Source organism: Candidatus Erwinia dacicola, assembly GCF_001756855.1.
Classification (GTDB): Bacteria; Pseudomonadota; Gammaproteobacteria; order Enterobacterales; family Enterobacteriaceae; genus Erwinia; species Erwinia dacicola.
On sequence record NZ_MAYS01000571.1, the window covers coordinates 1 to 18,834 of the forward strand.

Sequence of the window (18,834 nt, forward strand, 5' to 3'; positions counted from 1 at the left end):
ATCACTTTACCATCGCCAGATCTTTGCAACAATGCCGGAGAAGCCGGGGTTTGCGGTGCTAATGAAGGGCTTCCTGGGTACCGACCCGTACCAGTGCATCCTGTGCAAGGGCCGACTGCGTTTTGCCGGCGCTCAGGCAGGAACGCAGGCGATGGCATGACTGTCGGAAAGGTTGCGTGGAATGGAGAAAAAGCGATGGTTGCGGATGCCTGAGCCGGATTAGTGTGCCTGAAAAGATGCCATATTTGCAGTACCAGCGGACGGCCCACAGGATAATATGACGCTCAAAATGTCGACCTTTAAATAGGTTCATGTGCTGCTCCTTCAACTAAACAGTGGCATCAGTTTACCATCGCCAGATCTTTGCAACAGTGCCAGCAGTGAAACGCGCTGAACGTGTTCTGAGAGATCGATAATAACATTTGCAAAAATGCCGGACGGTGCGTAGCGCTGGGTCGGCGTAACTATCTGTTCTTCGGCTCGGACAGAGGCGGCGGCGATCATCTACGGCCTGCTGGGCACCGGCAAACTGAACGGCGTAGAGCCGGAGTGCTGGCTGCGCGACGTGCTTGGCAAGATCAGCGACTGACCATTAAGCTGGATACACGAACTGCTGCCCTAGAACCTCTAGACTGTAAAATAATCCTTACGCTATACGTCCTACATGGGGCGCTTACAATTCACCACTGTTTGCGGCGATAAAATCCTCAACTCCCCCCTAATGAATCGGGTAAACTACTCGCAGTTTAATACTTAAAGGTTTTATTATGTCCTGCCAGCAGCATTCATTAAAAACATGGAATACATTCAGCCTCGAGGCCTGTGCCAACAAGATCAGCATGGCAGAGAGTGCCGAGGCTCTTTGCCAGTTTTGGCAGCAGAGCACCGATCAAAATGAACCTGTATTACTGCTGGGAGAAGGAAGCAACGTACTGTTTCTGGATGATTTCTCTGGGCAGGTAATCATTAACCGCATCAAAAGCATCCGCGTATCCGAAACGACTGATGCATGGTCTCTGCACGTGGGCGCGGGTGAGAACTGGCACCAGCTGGTTGAAACGTCTCTGGAGCAGGGACTCTCTGGTCTGGAAAATCTGGCACTAATTCCGGGCTGTGCCGGTTCAGCGCCGATTCAAAATATTGGTGCTTATGGCGTCGAGCTGGATCGGGTCTGTGAATATGTGGATATCGTTAGCCTTGCCGACGGTGTACAGCAGCGTTTAACTGCCGCCCAGTGCCAGTTTGGCTACCGTGACAGCATATTTAAATATCAGTACCGCGACGGGTATGCCATTATCGCTGTCGGGCTGCGCTTGGCAAAAATCTGGCAGCCAGTGCTGAGCTATGGCGATCTGCGTAATCTTGACCCGCTAACGGTCACGCCGCGTGAAGTGTTTAACGCCGTCTGCCAGATGCGCCGCAGCAAACTACCAGATCCCAAAATGACGGGAAATGCCGGGAGTTTCTTTAAAAATCCGCTGGTGAGCGCTGAAGTTGCCGCTAAGTTGCAAGCAGAGTATCCGCATATTCCGCAGTATCCTCAGATCAATGGCGATGTGAATGTGAAGTTGGCCGCCGGTTGGCTGATCGATCAGTGTGATTTAAAGGGTTTCCATATTGGTGGAGCGGCCGTGCATGCCCAGCAGGCGCTGGTGCTGATTAACGCCAATGAAGCGACGGGGCAGGACATCGTCAACTTGGCCCGGTCCGTACGTCAGCGCGTGGCAGAGAAATTCAACGTCTGGCTGGAGCCTGAAGTACGCTTTATCGCAGCACAAGGTGAAACAGATGCCGTAGAGGTTATTGCATGAAAGATAACACCGTACCCTTAACGCTGGTTGGTATTCTGGCAGACGGAGAGTTCCATTCTGGTGAGCAGCTAGGCATGAGCCGCGCGGCAATCAATAAGCATATTCATACACTGAAAGAGTGGGGTATTGATGTCTTTACCGTGACCGGCAAAGGCTATAGCCTGCCCTCGGCCATGCAGTTATTGAATGAACAGGCCATTAATGCCCAGCTGGATAACGGGCGCCTAGCGGTAATCCCAGTTATTGATTCCACTAACCAGTATCTGCTTGATCGCATGGATACGCTTCAATCTGGCGATGCCTGCGTAGCCGAATATCAGCAGGCTGGACGTGGTCGCCGAGGTCGTCAGTGGTTTTCGCCCTTTGGCTCTAACCTCTATCTGTCTATGTACTGGCGTCTTGAACAAGGTCCGGCTCCTGCCATGGGGCTGGTGATTGGGATTGTGCTGGCGGAGGCGTTGCAGGAGCAGGGCGCGCCCGATATTCGCGTGAAATGGCCGAATGATATCTATCTAGACGATCGTAAACTGGCGGGTATCCTCGTCGAATTAACGGGAAAAACTGGTAATGCTGCGCAGATCGTGATTGGCGCCGGAATTAACTTGGCCATGCGCGCACCCGCTGCCGACGTCATCAGTCAGGGCTGGATCAACCTGCAGGAAGCCGGAATAGACGTTGATCGTAACGCGCTCTCTGCGCTGATCGTCAATAAAATGCGCACCGCGCTCGTTGAGTTTGAGCAAGAGGGGCTGGCACCATTTATTAAGCAATGGGCGCGGCTTGATAACTTTATTAACCGGCCGGTAAAACTGTTGATGGGAGATCGGGAAATATTCGGAATTGCCAGAGGTATTGACCAGCAGGGGGGCTTGATTCTAGAACAGAATGGCGTCAGAAAGTCTTGGGTTGGCGGGGAAATATCGCTGCGACCACAGAGTTAAAAAAAAGGGTCTCAGGTCCTTTATTTATTTGCGTAACCTAACAAGGTTAACCGCATGACCGATGCTTTTAGTCATTATCAGGCTGGCACGCTCGCGCGTAGGCAGGATGTTTTCCTTCAGATTTAAGTAGTTGATTTCTTTCCACAGATGGCTGGCGACACCTACCGCCTCGTCTTCAGGCAGCTGTGCATAGTGGTGGAAATAAGAGTCGGGATCGGTAAACGCGCCCTGACGGAATTTCAGGAAACGATTGATATACCAATGCTCTAATAAATCTTCCGACGCATCGACATAAATCGAGAAATCAACGAAGTCTGAAATAAATACGTGATGCGGATCGTGGGGATAATCCATCCCACTCTGCAATACATTCAAACCTTCCAGAATCAAAATATCCGGCTGCTTAACGACTTTATCTCCATCCGGAATCACATCATAAATCAGATGCGAATAGACCGGCGCAGTGACCTGCGCAGCACCGGATTTTAGATCGGAAACAAAGTTCACCAGCCGGTGCATGTCATAAGAGAGGGGAAAGCCCTTTTTCTTCATCAGGCCGCGCTCTTTCAGCACCGCATTCGGATGAAGAAAACCATCAGTGGTTATCAACTCGACCCGACGATGCTCCGGCCAGCGGCTGAGTAAGGCCTGCAGCACGCGCGCTGTCGTGCTTTTCCCGACCGCGACACTGCCTGCAATACTGATGATATAAGGGATCTTCTGTCCTTTGGTGCCGAGGAACTGCTCCAGCACCGTCTGACGACGCGAATTTGAACTGATATAGAAATTTAAGAGACGAGACAAAGGCAGATAAATCTCCGCCACTTCTTCCATGGAGAGATCTTCGTTCATGCCTTTCAGCCGGGCAATCTCGTCTTCAGAAAGGGTCATTGGCACCGAATCACGCAGCGCAGCCCACTGGGAGCGATTGAACTGGAGGTAAGGCGTAGTTAACAAGGAGTCTTTTTTCCTCATATGCATGCTTCTGCCAGCAATTAATGCCCTTCGATAGGTTCGCCTGTTAATCACAGTGAGTGGCACCACTGCTAGGCTGGCGTACATAAGGGAAATTTCATCAAACAATGGTCGGAGGGTATCACCAGACGGGGATGGAGAAGAAGGAAAAAAGATGCTCAGCAGATGCAAACCTAACAGTACCCGCATTAATGATAATTTCAGCTGGCAATTGCAGGGGGCAATGCGAACAGGGCCGCACAGAACAAAAATAAACCAACTATTGGCAAATCACATGTTGTCGGCGCAATTTCCTGCGAAAAGTTTTATCGCAGAGAACACTCTGTGATTAGCTGATATAACGTCAGAATAGATGTTTCTTTAAACGAAATCACTGTGCAACAGCGCTATTTTGCGTAGATTTGCACAAATAGTAATCGTAAGAACATTTATCCCAATTTTTTTGTTGCATCCTGAGCCCGGTATTCCTAGAATGCCCACCACTTGATGCCGGCTTAGCTCAGTTGGTAGAGCAACTGACTTGTAATCAGTAGGTCACCAGTTCGATTCCGGTAGCCGGCACCATCAAGTTACAAAATACCCTAGGTGGGGTTCCCGAGCGGCCAAAGGGAGCAGACTGTAAATCTGCCGTCATCGACTTCGAAGGTTCGAATCCTTCCCCCACCACCATTTCGACTCAGCTTTAAGAGGTTAAGACCAGAAGAAAGAATCATAACTCGACTGGGAAGATGGCTTCTTCAAAAAAAGTTGTTCATCAAAATTTCTAATTAAGCTCAAGCACAGTTAAAGTCAGCAAGCTAATGCGGGCTGACCGGAGCAACAGAAGAGGGCATCCTCTTAATTGTTCAAGCTAGAGACAAAACAGGTAGCCGAGTTACAGGATGCGGGCATCGTATAATGGCTATTACCTCAGCCTTCCAAGCTGAAGATGCGGGTTCGATTCCCGCTGCCCGCTCCAAGCCGTGCTGATATAGCTCAGTTGGTAGAGCGCACCCTTGGTAAGGGTGAGGTCCCCAGTTCGACTCTGGGTATCAGCACCACTTTCAAAATCTCCCTCCCTGCCTATTTTTTCTGTAAATTAAATTCAAAAAAAATCAACGATTCAGGCGATGCTTGGTTGATGTGGTGATATAACCGGTTAATCCGTGTCTTAGAGGGACAGGCGATGTCTAGAGAAAAATTTGAACGTTCCAAACCGCACGTCAACGTTGGTACTATCGGCCACGTTGACCACGGTAAAACTACCCTGACTGCTGCTATCACTACCGTTCTGGCTAAAACCTATGGCGGTTCTGCTCGTGCGTTCGACCAGATCGATAACGCGCCAGAAGAAAAAGCACGTGGTATCACCATCAACACTTCTCACGTTGAATATGATACCCCAACTCGTCACTACGCGCACGTTGACTGCCCAGGCCATGCCGACTATGTGAAAAATATGATCACCGGTGCTGCTCAGATGGACGGCGCGATCTTGGTTGTTGCTGCGACTGATGGCCCAATGCCGCAGACTCGTGAGCACATCCTGCTGGGTCGTCAAGTTGGCGTTCCTTTCATCATCGTGTTCATGAACAAATGTGACATGGTTGATGACGAAGAGCTGCTGGAGCTGGTTGAAATGGAAGTGCGTGAGCTGCTGTCTGCCTACGATTTCCCTGGTGATGACCTGCCAATCGTTCGCGGTTCTGCACTGAAAGCACTGCAGGGCGAAGCTGACTGGGAAGCGAAAATCATCGAACTAGCTGAGCATTTGGACAGCTACATCCCAGAGCCAGAGCGTGCGATTGATAAGCCATTCCTGCTGCCTATCGAAGACGTATTCTCCATCTCCGGTCGTGGTACTGTTGTTACTGGTCGTGTAGAGCGCGGTATCGTTAAAGTGGGTGAAGAAGTTGAGATCGTGGGTCTGAAAGATACCGTGAAATCTACCTGTACCGGCGTTGAAATGTTCCGTAAGCTGCTGGACGAAGGTCGTGCAGGCGAGAACTGTGGTATCCTGCTGCGCGGTATTAAGCGTGAAGACGTTGAGCGCGGCCAGGTTCTGGCTAAACCAGGCTCAATCAATCCACACACCAAGTTCGAATCAGAAGTTTATATTCTGACTAAAGAAGAAGGCGGCCGTCATAGCCCATTTTTCAAAGGTTACCGTCCACAGTTCTACTTCCGTACGACTGATGTGACCGGTACCATCGAACTGCCAGAAGGCGTTGAAATGGTCATGCCAGGCGACAACATCAAGCTGGTTGTTGAACTGATCAAACCAATCGCAATGGACGACGGTCTGCGTTTCGCAATCCGTGAAGGTGGTCGCACCGTTGGTGCGGGTGTTGTTGCTAAAGTTATCGCTTAATCGCCGATAATATTTGACGCAATGCACATGGAAAGGGCATCATTTGATGCCCTTTTTGCACGCTGTAACATAGAATCTGACTCATCATGACCATAAATCATTGCTGAGGCAGGCTCTGTAGCACGGCGTTAAGCTAATACTTTTCAAGCTACGGCCTAGAATTAAAGGATATGCCGAGTTAAGCCTAACAGCATTATTCGGTTCGGTTGTCTCATCTTTCGGGGCAAAAGTGTTTCTGATTTATTGTGGCAGGTTGGTTTATGAGTGCTAATACCGAAGCTCAAAGAAGCGGGCGCAGCCTAGAAACGATGAAGTGGTTAGGTGTAGTCGTTCTTCTGGTCGTGGCTATCACCGGCAACTACTATTATCGTGAAGTAACATTACCTCTGCGTGCTGTGGCTGTTGTTGTTCTGATGGCTGCAGCAGCTGGCATTGCCCTGCTGACCACTAAAGGTAAAGCAACGTTGGCTTTCGCCCGTGAAGCGCGCACTGAAGTTCGTAAGGTCATTTGGCCTACTCGTCAGGAAACGTTGCACACCACGTTAATCGTTGCCGCGGTCACTGCCGTGATGTCACTGATTTTGTGGGGACTGGATGGAATTCTGGTTCGTCTGGTATCGTTTATCACTGGCCTGAGATTCTGAGATGTCTGAAGCTCCAAAGAAGCGCTGGTACGTCGTTCAGGCGTTTTCCGGTTTTGAAGCCCGTGTAGCACAATCGCTGCGTGAGCATATCAAGTTACATAACATGGAAGAGCGGTTTGGCGATGTCATGGTTCCGACCGAAGAAGTGGTTGAGATCCGTGGTGGTCAGCGCCGAAAAAGCGAGCGTAAGTTCTTCCCAGGCTACGTGCTGGTACAGATGGTAATGAACGATGCAAGCTGGCACTTGGTGCGCAGCGTGCCGCGTGTCATGGGCTTCATCGGTGGTACTTCTGACCGTCCAGCACCTATTAGCGACAAAGAAGTTGACGCGATTATGAACCGCCTGCAGCAGGTTGGTGATAAGCCGCGTCCGAAAACAATGTTTGAGCCAGGTGAAATGGTGCGCGTGAGCGATGGTCCATTTGCTGACTTCAACGGTGTGGTCGAAGAAGTTGACTACGAGAAAAGCCGGCTGAAAGTGTCTGTTTCTATCTTTGGTCGTGCAACACCGGTTGAGCTGGACTTCGGCCAAGTCGAGAAGGGCTAATAAAAAAGTAACAGATCGCCTGCATCAGGTGGTTGCGAGAGGTACGAAATTACACTAGAATTCCGCGCCTTTTTTATGTGCTACTAAAAGTACGTGAAAAATTTAATCACGGGAAGCTCCACCAAGAGCGTTATTACCCAATAGAGGAATTATAATGGCGAAGAAAGTACAAGCCTACGTGAGGCTGCAGGTTGCAGCTGGTATGGCAAACCCAAGTCCTCCGGTTGGTCCAGCACTGGGTCAACAAGGCGTTAACATCATGGAATTCTGTAAAGCGTTCAACGCCAAAACAGAATCCCTAGAGAAAGGTCTTCCAACACCAGTTGTGATCACCGTTTACTCTGACCGTTCTTTTACCTTCGTTACCAAAACCCCTCCTGCAGCAGTACTGCTGAAGAAAACGGCTGGTATTAAGTCTGGTTCTGGCAAGCCGAACAAAGACAAAGTAGGTAAAGTATCGCGTGCTCAGGTACGTGAAATTGCAGAAACCAAAGCTGCGGACATGACTGGTGCTGATATTGAAGCGATGACTCGCTCAATTGAAGGTACTGCTCGTTCCATGGGCTTGGTAGTAGAGGACTAAGAAATGGCTAAGCTGACCAAACGCATGAGCGTGATCCGCGACAAAGTTGATGCAACTAAACAGTATGACATCAACGAAGCTGTTGCTCTGCTGAAAGAACTAGCTACTGCCAAGTTCGTTGAAAGCGTTGACGTAGCGGTAAACCTGAGCATTGATGCTCGTAAATCTGACCAGAACGTTCGCGGTGCAACTGTACTGCCACACGGTACTGGCCGTTCTGTTCGCGTTGCCGTATTTGCCCAAGGCGCAAACGCTGAAGCTGCTAAAGCAGCCGGCGCTGAGCTGGTAGGTATGGAAGATCTGGCTGACCAGATCAAGAAAGGCGAAATGAACTTCGACGTTGTTATCGCATCTCCAGATGCAATGCGCGTTGTTGGCCAGCTGGGTCAGGTTCTGGGCCCACGCGGTCTGATGCCAAACCCGAAAGTTGGTACTGTAACTCCTAACGTTGCTGAAGCGGTTAAGAACGCTAAAGCGGGTCAGGTTCGTTACCGTAATGACAAAAACGGTATTATCCATACCACCATTGGTAAGGTTGACTTCGATACCGATAAGCTGAAAGAAAACTTGGAATCCCTGCTGGTTGTGCTCAAAAAAGCAAAACCTTCTCAGGCGAAAGGCGTTTTCATCAAGAAAGTTAGCATCTCCACTACTATGGGTGCAGGTGTTGCAGTTGATCAGGCTGGCCTGAACGCTGCTGCTAACTAATCAGCTTTACGCGGGCGAAATCTTCATCTAGAATCCTAAGCCCGTTGCTCTGTAAATATACGGAACCCAAATTTTTAGGTTGGAGCCCATTCTATCTCGGCCTCCGTCCAAGACCTCAGGTGTTTCGCAAGAAACTTAATCTCCTGCGTAGACGGTGACAGAGCCAAAAGAATATTTTTATAGTCTTTGCTGGATTCTGCTCACCGTGTTTTAGCGTCTGTCCGTGGTAACGCGGTTCAGGTGAAGTGAGTTCCGGGGAAATCCATCTCCGGCCAAAAATCCAGGAGCACAAGCTAATGGCCTTAAATCTTCAAGACAAACAAGCGATTGTTGCTGAAGTCAGCGAAGTAGCCAAAGGCGCACTGTCTGCGGTAGTTGCGGATTCTCGTGGCGTTACCGTAGACAAAATGACCGAACTGCGTAAAGCAGGACGTGCGGCTGGCGTATACATGCGTGTTGTTCGTAACACCCTGCTGCGCCGCGTCGTTGAAGGTACTCAGTTTGAGTGTCTGAAAGAAACGTTCACCGGTCCGACCTTGATTGCATACTCTATGGAACACCCGGGCGCTGCTGCTCGTCTGTTCAAAGAGTTCGCGAAAGCGAATGCAAAATTTGAGGTTAAAGCTGCGGCCTTTGAAGGCGAGCTGATCAGTGCGGCTCAGATCGACCGCCTGGCAACTCTGCCAACATACGATGAAGCAATCGCACGCCTGATGGCAACCATGAAAGAAGCCTTTGCTGGCAAACTGGTTCGCACTCTGGCTGCTGTACGCGATCAGAAAGAAGCAACTGCTGCTTAATAGCTGCACTGCTCTTCTTAAGACGTATATTTGCTAACGTACAAAAAATTACTTTCTGAATTTAGGAACACAAAATGTCAATCACTAAAGACCAAATCATTGAAGGCGTTGCAGCTCTGTCTGTAATGGAAATCGTTGAACTGATTTCCGCTATGGAAGAGAAATTCGGCGTGTCAGCTGCTGCTGCAGGTCCTGCTGCTGCTGCTGCTGCTGCTGAAGCTGTAGAAGAAAAAACTGAGTTCGACGTTGTACTGAAAGCTATCGGCGCTAACAAAGTTGCCGTGATTAAAGCAGTACGTGGCGCAACTGGTCTGGGTCTGAAAGAAGCCAAAGACTTGGTTGAGTCTGCTCCGACCACCCTGAAAGAAGGCATCAGCAAAGACGACGCTGATGCTCTGAAGAAAGCACTGGAAGAAGCTGGCGCAGAAGTTGAAGTTAAGTAAGCCAACCTTTCAGGTTGCAGCTTGATTAATCTTTTGGGGTGATTCAGGCTGATGGCTGGTGACTTTTTGGTCACCAGCCTTTTTGCGCTATACAGCGCCAATGACATTTCACACTGTTTAGTTATTGATTAGCTTAATATTTTTCTCTATCGACGACTTAATATACTGCCACCCTGCATGGACTCCCTGTCTAGAACGGCAATGAAATGATTTGAGCGTGATAGAAAGAAGTATTACAGAAGGCGATCTGCTTTCTGCACAACACAAAACAGCGTTGCATGAACTGTCCCCCCTGGACGGACAGAGAGGTTCTACTTTTCAGCGAGCTGAGGAACCCTATGGTTTACTCCTATACCGAGAAAAAACGCATTCGTAAGGATTTTGGAAAACGTCCACAAGTTCTGGACATTCCATATCTCCTTTCTATCCAGCTTGACTCGTTCCAGAAGTTCATCGAGCAAGATCCGGAAGGTCAATATGGTCTGGAAGCAGCATTCCGTTCCGTATTCCCGATCCAAAGCTATAGCGGTAATTCTGAGCTGCAGTACGTCAGCTACCGTTTAGGCGAACCAGTATTTGATGTTAAAGAGTGCCAGATTCGTGGCGTCACGTACTCTGCACCTCTGCGCGTAAAACTGCGCTTGGTGATTTACGAGCGCGAAGCGCCGGAAGGCACCGTTAAAGACATCAAAGAACAAGAAGTGTACATGGGTGAAATTCCACTCATGACAGATAACGGTACCTTTGTCATCAACGGTACAGAACGCGTTATCGTTTCTCAGCTGCATCGTAGTCCTGGTGTCTTCTTCGATAGCGATAAGGGTAAAACCCACTCATCAGGTAAAGTGCTCTATAACGCACGTATCATCCCTTATCGTGGTTCATGGCTCGACTTCGAGTTTGACCCGAAAGACAACCTGTTTGTCCGTATTGACCGTCGCCGTAAACTGCCTGCAACCATCATTCTGCGCGCGCTGAATTACACCACTGAGCAGATCCTTGATCTGTTCTTCGAAAAAGTGGTTTATGAAATTCGCGACAACAAGCTGCAGATGGAGCTGGTTCCAGAGCGCCTACGTGGTGAAACTGCGTCCTTCGACATCGAGTCAAACGGCACTGTTTACGTCGAAAAAGGTCGTCGCATTACTGCGCGTCATATTCGTCAGCTGGAAAAAGATAACATCCAGCACATCGAAGTTCCGGTTGAATACATCGCGGGTAAAGTCGTCGCTAAAGATTACATCGACGAAAGCACCGGCGAGATGCTGATCACGGCGAACATGGAGCTATCGCTGGATCTGCTGGCTGAATTGAGCCAGTCCGGTCACAAGCGCATTGAAACTCTGTTCACCAACGATCTGGATCACGGCACCTACATGTCTGAGACTGTACGTGTCGACCCAACCAGCGATCGCATGAGCGCGCTGGTTGAGATCTACCGTATGATGCGTCCTGGTGAGCCACCGACGCGTGAAGCGGCAGAAAATCTGTTCGAGAACCTGTTTTTTTCTGAAGACCGCTACGATCTGTCAGCAGTTGGCCGTATGAAGTTCAACCGTTCTCTGCTTCGTGACGAGATCGAAGGTTCCGGTATCCTGAGCAAAGACGACATCATTCAGGTGATGAAGAAGCTCATCGGTATCCGTAACGGTATTGGCGAAGTGGATGATATCGACCACCTCGGCAACCGTCGTATCCGTTCCGTCGGCGAAATGGCAGAAAACCAGTTCCGTGTTGGCCTCGTGCGCGTAGAGCGTGCGGTGAAAGAGCGTCTGTCCTTAGGCGATCTGGATACCCTGATGCCACAGGACATGATCAACGCCAAGCCAATTTCTGCGGCAGTGAAAGAGTTCTTCGGCTCCAGCCAGCTATCACAGTTTATGGACCAGAACAACCCGCTGTCTGAGATCACGCACAAGCGTCGTATCTCTGCACTCGGCCCGGGCGGTTTGACGCGTGAGCGTGCAGGCTTCGAAGTTCGAGACGTACACCCGACTCACTACGGTCGCGTATGTCCAATCGAGACGCCGGAAGGTCCAAACATCGGTCTGATTAACTCCCTCTCTGTGTACGCACAGACGAATGAGTACGGTTTCCTTGAGACCCCATACCGTCGCGTGCGCGAAGGTATGGTGACCGACGAAATTCATTACCTCTCTGCAATTGAAGAGGGTAACTACGTTATCGCTCAGGCTAACACCAACCTCGACGACGAAGGTCACTTCGTCGACGATCTGGTCACTTGCCGTAGCAAAGGCGAATCAAGTCTGTTCAGCCGCGATCAGGTTGACTACATGGACGTTTCCACCCAGCAGGTGGTTTCCGTCGGTGCGTCACTGATCCCGTTCCTAGAACACGATGACGCCAACCGCGCATTGATGGGTGCTAACATGCAACGTCAGGCGGTTCCAACTTTGCGTGCTGATAAGCCGCTGGTTGGTACCGGTATGGAACGCGCGGTAGCGGTTGACTCCGGTGTAACCGCCGTAGCGAAACGTGGTGGTACCGTTCAGTACGTGGATGCATCCCGTATCGTTATCAAAGTTAACGAAGACGAAATGTACCCGGGTGAAGCCGGTATCGACATTTACAACTTGACTAAATACACCCGTTCTAACCAGAACACCTGCATCAACCAGATGCCTTGCATGAACCTAGGTGAGCCAATTGAACGTGGTGATGTGCTGGCTGATGGTCCTTCAACTGACCTCGGCGAACTGGCACTCGGTCAGAACATGCGCGTCGCGTTCATGCCATGGAATGGCTACAACTTCGAAGACTCCATCCTAGTCTCCGAGCGCGTGGTACAGGAAGATCGCTTCACTACAATCCACATCCAGGAACTGGCATGTGTGTCTCGCGACACCAAGCTGGGGCCGGAAGAGATCACTGCCGACATTCCTAACGTCGGTGAAGCTGCGCTCTCCAAGCTGGATGAATCCGGTATCGTGTATATCGGTGCGGAAGTGACCGGTGGTGATATTCTAGTTGGTAAGGTAACGCCGAAAGGTGAAACCCAGCTAACGCCAGAAGAAAAACTGCTACGTGCCATCTTCGGTGAGAAAGCGTCTGATGTTAAAGACTCTTCTCTGCGCGTACCAAACGGCGTGTCTGGTACCATTATCGACGTTCAGGTCTTCACTCGCGATGGCGTGGAAAAAGACAAACGTGCGCTGGAAATCGAAGAGATGCAGCTGAAGCAGGCGAAGAAAGACCTGTCTGAAGAGTTGCAGATCCTCGAAGCTGGCCTGTTTAGCCGCATCAAATACCTGCTGGTTGCTGGCGGTATTGAAATGGACAAACTGGACAAACTGCCACGTGACCGCTGGCTGGAACTTGGCCTGACCGACGAAGAGAAACAGAACCAGCTGGAACAGCTGGCGGAGCAGTACGATGAGCTGAAGCACGAGTTTGAGAAGAAACTTGAAGCGAAGCGCCGCAAAATCACTCAGGGCGATGACTTAGCACCGGGCGTGCTGAAAATCGTTAAAGTGTATCTGGCCGTAAAACGTCAGATCCAGCCTGGTGACAAGATGGCAGGTCGTCACGGGAACAAAGGTGTTATCTCCAAGATCAACCCGATCGAAGATATGCCATACGATGAGAACGGTACGCCAGTTGATATCGTACTGAACCCGCTGGGCGTACCATCACGTATGAACATCGGTCAGATTCTTGAAACCCACCTAGGTATGGCTGCGAAAGGCATTGGCGAGAAGATCAACGCTATGCTTAAAAATCTGGAAGAAGTGTCCAAGCTGCGTGAGTTCATTCAGCGTGCTTACGATCTGGGTAGCGATCTGCGCCAGAAAGTTGACCTGAACACCTTCACTGACGACGAAGTGCTGCGTCTGGCAGAGAACCTGAAAAAAGGTATGCCAATCGCAACGCCGGTGTTTGACGGCGCGAAAGAGAGCGAAATCAAAGAGCTGTTACAGCTCAGCGGTCTGCCTTCTTCTGGTCAGATTACCCTGTTCGATGGTCGTACCGGTGAGCAGTTCGAACGTCAGGTTACCGTTGGCTACATGTACATGCTGAAACTTAACCACCTAGTTGATGACAAGATGCATGCGCGTTCTACCGGCTCTTACAGCCTTGTTACTCAGCAGCCGCTGGGTGGTAAAGCTCAGTTCGGTGGTCAGCGCTTCGGTGAGATGGAAGTGTGGGCACTGGAAGCATACGGTGCCGCGTATACCCTCCAGGAAATGCTGACCGTGAAGTCTGATGACGTCAACGGTCGTACCATGATGTATAAAAACATCGTTGACGGCAATCATCAGATGGAACCGGGCATGCCGGAATCCTTCAACGTACTGTTGAAAGAGATCCGCTCGCTGGGCATCAACATTGAGCTGGAAGACGAGTAAGCACTCGAATTTGTACTGGTTACAGGGCGCCCGGGTCACTCTAGGCGTCCCTGAGAAGTCTCACTCCGACGGGAGCTAATCCGTGAAAGACTTACTTAAGTTTCTGAAAGCGCAAACTAAGACCGAAGAGTTTGATGCGATCAAGATCGCTCTGGCATCGCCAGATATGATCCGTTCATGGTCTTTTGGTGAAGTTAAAAAGCCGGAAACCATTAACTACCGTACGTTCAAGCCTGAACGTGACGGTCTTTTCTGTGCGCGTATTTTCGGGCCAGTAAAAGACTATGAGTGCCTGTGCGGTAAGTACAAGCGCTTGAAACACCGTGGTGTGATCTGTGAGAAGTGTGGCGTTGAAGTTACACAAACCAAGGTTCGCCGTGAGCGCATGGGCCACATTGAGCTGGCTTCACCTACTGCGCACATCTGGTTCCTGAAATCGCTGCCTTCGCGCATCGGTTTGCTGCTGGATATGCCACTGCGTGATATCGAACGTGTTCTGTACTTCGAATCTTATGTGGTTATCGAAGGCGGCATGACCAACCTCGAAAAGCGCCAGATCCTGACTGAAGAGCAGTATCTCGACGCGCTGGAAGAGTTTGGTGACGAATTCGACGCTAAAATGGGAGCGGAAGCGATCCAGGCTCTGTTGAAAAACATGGACCTAGAGCAAGAGTGCGAGCAGCTGCGTGAAGAGCTGAACGAAACTAACTCTGAAACCAAGCGTAAAAAACTGACCAAGCGTATCAAGCTGCTGGAAGCGTTCGTTCAGTCTGGTAACAAGCCAGAGTGGATGATCCTGACCGTGCTGCCTGTACTGCCACCGGATCTGCGTCCTCTGGTGCCGCTAGACGGTGGTCGTTTCGCAACTTCAGATCTGAACGATCTATATCGTCGCGTTATCAACCGTAACAACCGTCTGAAGCGCCTGCTGGATCTAGCTGCGCCAGATATCATCGTACGTAACGAAAAACGTATGCTGCAGGAAGCGGTCGATGCGCTGCTGGATAATGGCCGTCGTGGTCGTGCGATCACCGGTTCTAACAAGCGTCCTCTGAAATCTTTGGCCGATATGATCAAAGGTAAGCAGGGTCGTTTCCGTCAGAACCTGCTGGGTAAACGTGTCGACTACTCTGGTCGTTCGGTTATCACCGTAGGTCCATACCTGCGTTTGCATCAGTGTGGTCTGCCGAAGAAAATGGCACTGGAGCTGTTCAAACCGTTTATCTACGGCAAGCTGGAGCTGCGTGGTCTTGCTACCACCATCAAAGCTGCTAAGAAAATGGTTGAGCGTGAAGAATCTGTCGTCTGGGATATCCTAGATGAAGTGATCCGCGAACACCCGGTCCTGCTGAACCGTGCACCAACTCTGCACCGTCTGGGCATCCAAGCGTTTGAGCCAGTACTGATCGAAGGTAAAGCTATCCAGCTTCACCCGCTGGTCTGTGCGGCATACAACGCCGACTTCGACGGTGACCAGATGGCAGTACACGTTCCGCTGACGCTGGAAGCTCAGCTGGAAGCGCGTGCGCTGATGATGTCTACCAACAACATCCTGTCACCTGCAAACGGCGAGCCAATCATCGTTCCTTCTCAGGACGTTGTACTGGGTCTGTACTACATGACCCGCGACTGTGTTAACGCCAAAGGCGAAGGCATGGTGCTGACTGGCCCGAAAGAAGCTGAGCGTGTTTACCGCGCAGGCCACACGTCTCTGCATGCTCGCGTTAAGGTGCGTATCACTGAGCACGAGAAAAACGAGCAGGGTGCATGGGTTGCTAAAACCAACATCATTGACACTACCATTGGCCGCGCCATCCTGTGGATGATTGTACCAAAAGGTCTGCCTTACTCCATCGTCAACCAAGCGCTGGGTAAGAAAGCTATCTCCAAGATGCTGAACACCTGTTACCGCATCTTGGGCCTGAAGCCGACCGTTATCTTTGCTGACCAGACCATGTACACCGGTTTTGCCTATGCGGCACGCTCTGGTGCATCTGTCGGTATCGATGACATGGTGATCCCAGAGAAGAAAGTGGAAATCATCACCGAAGCGGAAACCGAAGTGGCAGAGATCCAGCAGCAGTTCCAGTCTGGTCTGGTAACCGCTGGCGAGCGCTACAACAAAGTGATCGATATCTGGGCTGCGGCCAACGAACGCGTTGCTAAAGCGATGATGGGAAACCTCTCTACCGAACTGGTGATCAACCGCGACGGTGTGGAAGAGCGTCAGGTTTCCTTCAACAGCATCTTTATGATGGCTGACTCCGGTGCTCGTGGTTCTGCAGCGCAGATTCGTCAGCTGGCCGGTATGCGTGGTCTTATGGCTAAGCCAGATGGCTCCATCATCGAAACGCCAATCACCGCGAACTTCCGTGAAGGTTTGAACGTACTCCAGTACTTCATCTCTACACACGGTGCTCGTAAGGGTCTGGCGGATACCGCACTAAAAACAGCTAACTCCGGTTATCTGACTCGTCGTCTGGTAGACGTCGCGCAGGATCTGGTAGTGACTGAAGATGACTGTGGTACGCACGAAGGCATCATGATGACCCCGGTCATCGAAGGTGGCGACGTGAAAGAGCCGCTGCGTGAGCGCGTTCTGGGTCGTGTGACCGCAGAAGACGTACTCAAGCCGGGTACTGCTGACATCCTGCTGCCACGCAACACCCTGTTGCACGAACAGCAGTGTGACCTGTTGGAGGAGCACTCTGTTGACAGCCTGAAAGTCCGCTCCGTAGTAAGTTGCGAAACTAACTTCGGCGTGTGTGCACACTGCTACGGTCGCGACCTAGCACGTGGTCACATCATCAACAAAGGTGAGGCCATCGGCGTTATCGCGGCACAGTCCATCGGTGAGCCAGGTACACAGCTGACGATGCGTACGTTCCACATCGGTGGTGCTGCATCTCGTGCAGCTGCCGAATCCAGCATTCAGGTGAAGAACAAAGGTACGCTGAAGCTGATCAACGCCAAGTCGGTTACCAACTCGGCTGGCAAGCTGGTCGTTACCTCGCGTAACACCGAGCTGAAGATGATCGACGAATTTGGTCGTACCAAAGAGAGCTATAAAGTTCCTTACGGTTCAACCATGGCGAAAGGCGACGGCGAACAGGTTGCAGCGGGCGAAACCGTAGCAAACTGGGATCCGCACACCATGCCGGTCATCACCGAAGTGAGCGGTTTCATTCGCTTCACTGACATGATTGATGGCCAGACCATTACCCGCCAAACGGATGACCTGACAGGTCTCTCCTCTCTGGTTATCCTCGACAGTGCGGAACGTACTGCAGGTGGTAAAGATCTGCGTCCTGCACTGAAAATCGTTGATGCTAACGGTAACGACGTAATGATCCTAGGCTCCGATATGCCTGCTCAGTACTTCCTGCCAGGTAAAGCGATTGTGCAGCTGGAAGATGGCATCAAGATCAGTTCTGGTGATACCTTGGCGCGTGTACCGCAGGAATCTGGCGGTACCAAGGATATTACCGGTGGTCTGCCACGCGTTGCTGACCTGTTCGAAGCCCGTCGTCCGAAAGAGCCGGCAATCCTAGCTGAGATCAGCGGCATCATCTCCTTCGGTAAGGAGACTAAAGGCAAGCGTCGCTTGGTAATCACACCAATCGACGGTAGCGATCATTACGAAGAGATGATTCCGAAATGGCGTCAGCTGAACGTGTTCGAAGGTGAACGCGTAGAGCGCGGTGATGTTATTTCCGATGGCCCAGAGTCTCCACATGACATCCTGCGTCTGCGCGGTGTGCATGCGGTGACCCGTTACATCACTAACGAAGTGCAGGAAGTTTACCGTCTGCAGGGCGTTAAGATTAACGATAAGCACATCGAAGTCATCGTGCGTCAGATGCTGCGTAAAGCCACCATCGCCAGCGCGGGAGGCACTGACTTCCTCGACGGTGAGCAGGTTGAGTTCTCACGTGTTAAGATCGCCAACCGCGATCTGGAAGCTAACGGCAAAATCTTTGCAACATTTGCACTAGACCTGCTGGGTATCACCAAAGCTTCCCTGGCAACCGAGTCGTTCATCTCTGCGGCGTCGTTCCAGGAAACCACGCGCGTACTGACCGAAGCAGCCGTTGCGGGCAAACGCGACGAACTGCGCGGTCTGAAAGAGAACGTCATCGTTGGTCGTCTGATCCCAGCCGGTACCGGTTACGCTTATCACCAGGACCGTATGCGTCGTAAAGCAGCGGGCGAGGCACCTATCGTGCCAGTCGTCACTGCTGACGAAGCATCGGCCAGCCTGGCTGAACTGCTTAACGCAGGCAACCTAGGCGGTAACGACGAGTAATCGTCAATTGCTTATCGCATAGTAAAACCCCGCTTCGGCGGGTTTTTTTTGGTCTAAGGAAAAGTGACAGGGAGAAATGATGCAAAACAAAAGGCACTGTTGCAAAGATATTGATGAGTTAGCCTTTCGTGTTATTGAAAGGTCTTATCTTTCAAAGACTCTGCTCACCAGACGCATCTCGCCTAGGGGATGCCCCAAATAAAATGATTCTGCCTGACCTTTTTGTAGCGCCCGCATCACTTCAATGCCTTTGATTGTGGCGTAAGCCGTCTTCATTGATTTGAAGCCCAGCGTGGCGTTGATTATCCGTTTCAGTTTGCCATGATCGCACTCAATTATAGGGGCTGTCCTAGATAACT

13 protein-coding genes, 4 tRNA genes and 2 pseudogenes are annotated in these 18,834 nt (G+C 50.9%); 16 read left to right on the forward strand and 3 right to left on the reverse strand.

The genetic code is table 11. The features are described from left to right. Nucleotides 1–235: 235 nt before the first annotated feature. Nucleotides 236–313, reverse strand: a pseudogene (locus tag BBW68_RS18125) (IS6 family transposase); the annotation flags it as partial. 92 nt (nt 314–405) lie between these two features. On the opposite strand from BBW68_RS18125, the pseudogene BBW68_RS18130 reads away from it, so the two are divergent. The 3 genes and pseudogenes from BBW68_RS18130 to birA all read left to right on the forward strand — a co-directional run. Further along, nucleotides 406–589 (forward strand): annotated as a pseudogene (locus BBW68_RS18130) (IS66 family transposase); the annotation flags it as partial. A 178-nt stretch (nt 590–767) separates the two neighbouring features. Beyond that, entirely contained in the window at nt 768–1,811 is a 1,044-nt protein-coding gene (murB, locus tag BBW68_RS14035; protein ID WP_070135821.1) for a UDP-N-acetylmuramate dehydrogenase, read from the forward strand. Continuing rightward, on the forward strand, nt 1,808–2,752 hold the full coding sequence (birA, locus tag BBW68_RS14040; protein ID WP_070135822.1) for a bifunctional biotin--[acetyl-CoA-carboxylase] ligase/biotin operon repressor BirA: 945 nt from the start codon (nt 1,808–1,810) through the stop codon (nt 2,750–2,752). Before murB ends, birA begins: the two co-directional genes overlap by 4 nt. A gap of 24 nt (nt 2,753–2,776) precedes the next feature. Here birA and coaA read toward each other — a convergent pair whose 3' ends face one another. Next, the gene (gene coaA, locus BBW68_RS14045) at nt 2,777–3,727 is read right to left on the reverse strand and encodes a type I pantothenate kinase (RefSeq protein WP_070135823.1); all 951 of its coding nucleotides are present in this window, start codon (nt 3,725–3,727) and stop codon (nt 2,777–2,779) included. 488 nt (nt 3,728–4,215) lie between these two features. Between coaA and BBW68_RS14050 the strand changes: the two genes are divergently transcribed. The 13 genes from BBW68_RS14050 to rpoC all read left to right on the forward strand — a co-directional run bounded on the left by BBW68_RS14050 (nt 4,216) and on the right by rpoC (nt 18,475). After that, a tRNA-Thr gene (locus BBW68_RS14050) sits at nt 4,216–4,291 on the forward strand. Nucleotides 4,292–4,311: 20 nt separating this feature from the next. Next, nucleotides 4,312–4,396: transfer RNA gene (locus BBW68_RS14055), tRNA-Tyr, on the forward strand. A 214-nt stretch (nt 4,397–4,610) separates the two neighbouring features. After that, nucleotides 4,611–4,685 (forward strand) — tRNA-Gly (locus BBW68_RS14060). A gap of 6 nt (nt 4,686–4,691) precedes the next feature. Next, nucleotides 4,692–4,767 (forward strand) — tRNA-Thr (locus BBW68_RS14065). Between the two features lie 125 nt (nt 4,768–4,892). After that, entirely contained in the window at nt 4,893–6,077 is a 1,185-nt protein-coding gene (tuf, locus tag BBW68_RS14070) for an elongation factor Tu (RefSeq protein ID WP_070135824.1), read from the forward strand. Nucleotides 6,078–6,337: 260 nt separating this feature from the next. Next, nucleotides 6,338–6,721 (forward strand): preprotein translocase subunit SecE, encoded by a 384-nt coding sequence (gene secE, locus BBW68_RS14075; protein WP_070135825.1) that lies wholly within the window; start codon nt 6,338–6,340, stop codon nt 6,719–6,721. A 1-nt stretch (nt 6,722) separates the two neighbouring features. After that, nucleotides 6,723–7,268, forward strand: coding sequence for a transcription termination/antitermination protein NusG (gene nusG / locus BBW68_RS14080; protein ID WP_070135826.1), 546 nt, complete (start codon nt 6,723–6,725; stop codon nt 7,266–7,268). Between the two features lie 154 nt (nt 7,269–7,422). Continuing rightward, nucleotides 7,423–7,851, forward strand: a complete 429-nt coding sequence (gene rplK / locus BBW68_RS14085) for a 50S ribosomal protein L11 (protein WP_070135827.1) — start codon at nt 7,423–7,425, stop codon at nt 7,849–7,851. 3 nt (nt 7,852–7,854) lie between these two features. Beyond that, nucleotides 7,855–8,559 carry a 50S ribosomal protein L1 gene (rplA, locus tag BBW68_RS14090; RefSeq protein WP_070135828.1) on the forward strand — a complete coding sequence of 235 codons (705 nt, stop codon included), beginning with the start codon at nt 7,855–7,857 and terminating at the stop codon, nt 8,557–8,559. 296 nt (nt 8,560–8,855) lie between these two features. Next, complete coding sequence (rplJ, locus tag BBW68_RS14095; protein ID WP_070135829.1) at nt 8,856–9,359, forward strand: 50S ribosomal protein L10; 504 nt, start codon at nt 8,856–8,858, stop codon at nt 9,357–9,359. Between the two features lie 74 nt (nt 9,360–9,433). Beyond that, nucleotides 9,434–9,802: a 50S ribosomal protein L7/L12 gene (gene rplL, locus BBW68_RS14100; protein WP_070135830.1), complete on the forward strand. Its 369-nt coding sequence runs from the start codon at nt 9,434–9,436 to the stop codon at nt 9,800–9,802. A 338-nt stretch (nt 9,803–10,140) separates the two neighbouring features. Then, nucleotides 10,141–14,169 (forward strand): DNA-directed RNA polymerase subunit beta, encoded by a 4,029-nt coding sequence (gene rpoB, locus BBW68_RS14105; protein WP_070135831.1) that lies wholly within the window; start codon nt 10,141–10,143, stop codon nt 14,167–14,169. A gap of 82 nt (nt 14,170–14,251) precedes the next feature. Continuing rightward, the gene (rpoC, locus tag BBW68_RS14110) at nt 14,252–18,475 is read left to right on the forward strand and encodes a DNA-directed RNA polymerase subunit beta' (protein ID WP_070135832.1); all 4,224 of its coding nucleotides are present in this window, start codon (nt 14,252–14,254) and stop codon (nt 18,473–18,475) included. Between the two features lie 144 nt (nt 18,476–18,619). On the opposite strand, the gene BBW68_RS14115 is transcribed toward rpoC, so the two are convergent. Continuing rightward, nucleotides 18,620–18,834: DDE-type integrase/transposase/recombinase (locus BBW68_RS14115; protein WP_148127708.1), on the reverse strand; the 215-nt coding region annotated here is incomplete at its 5' end.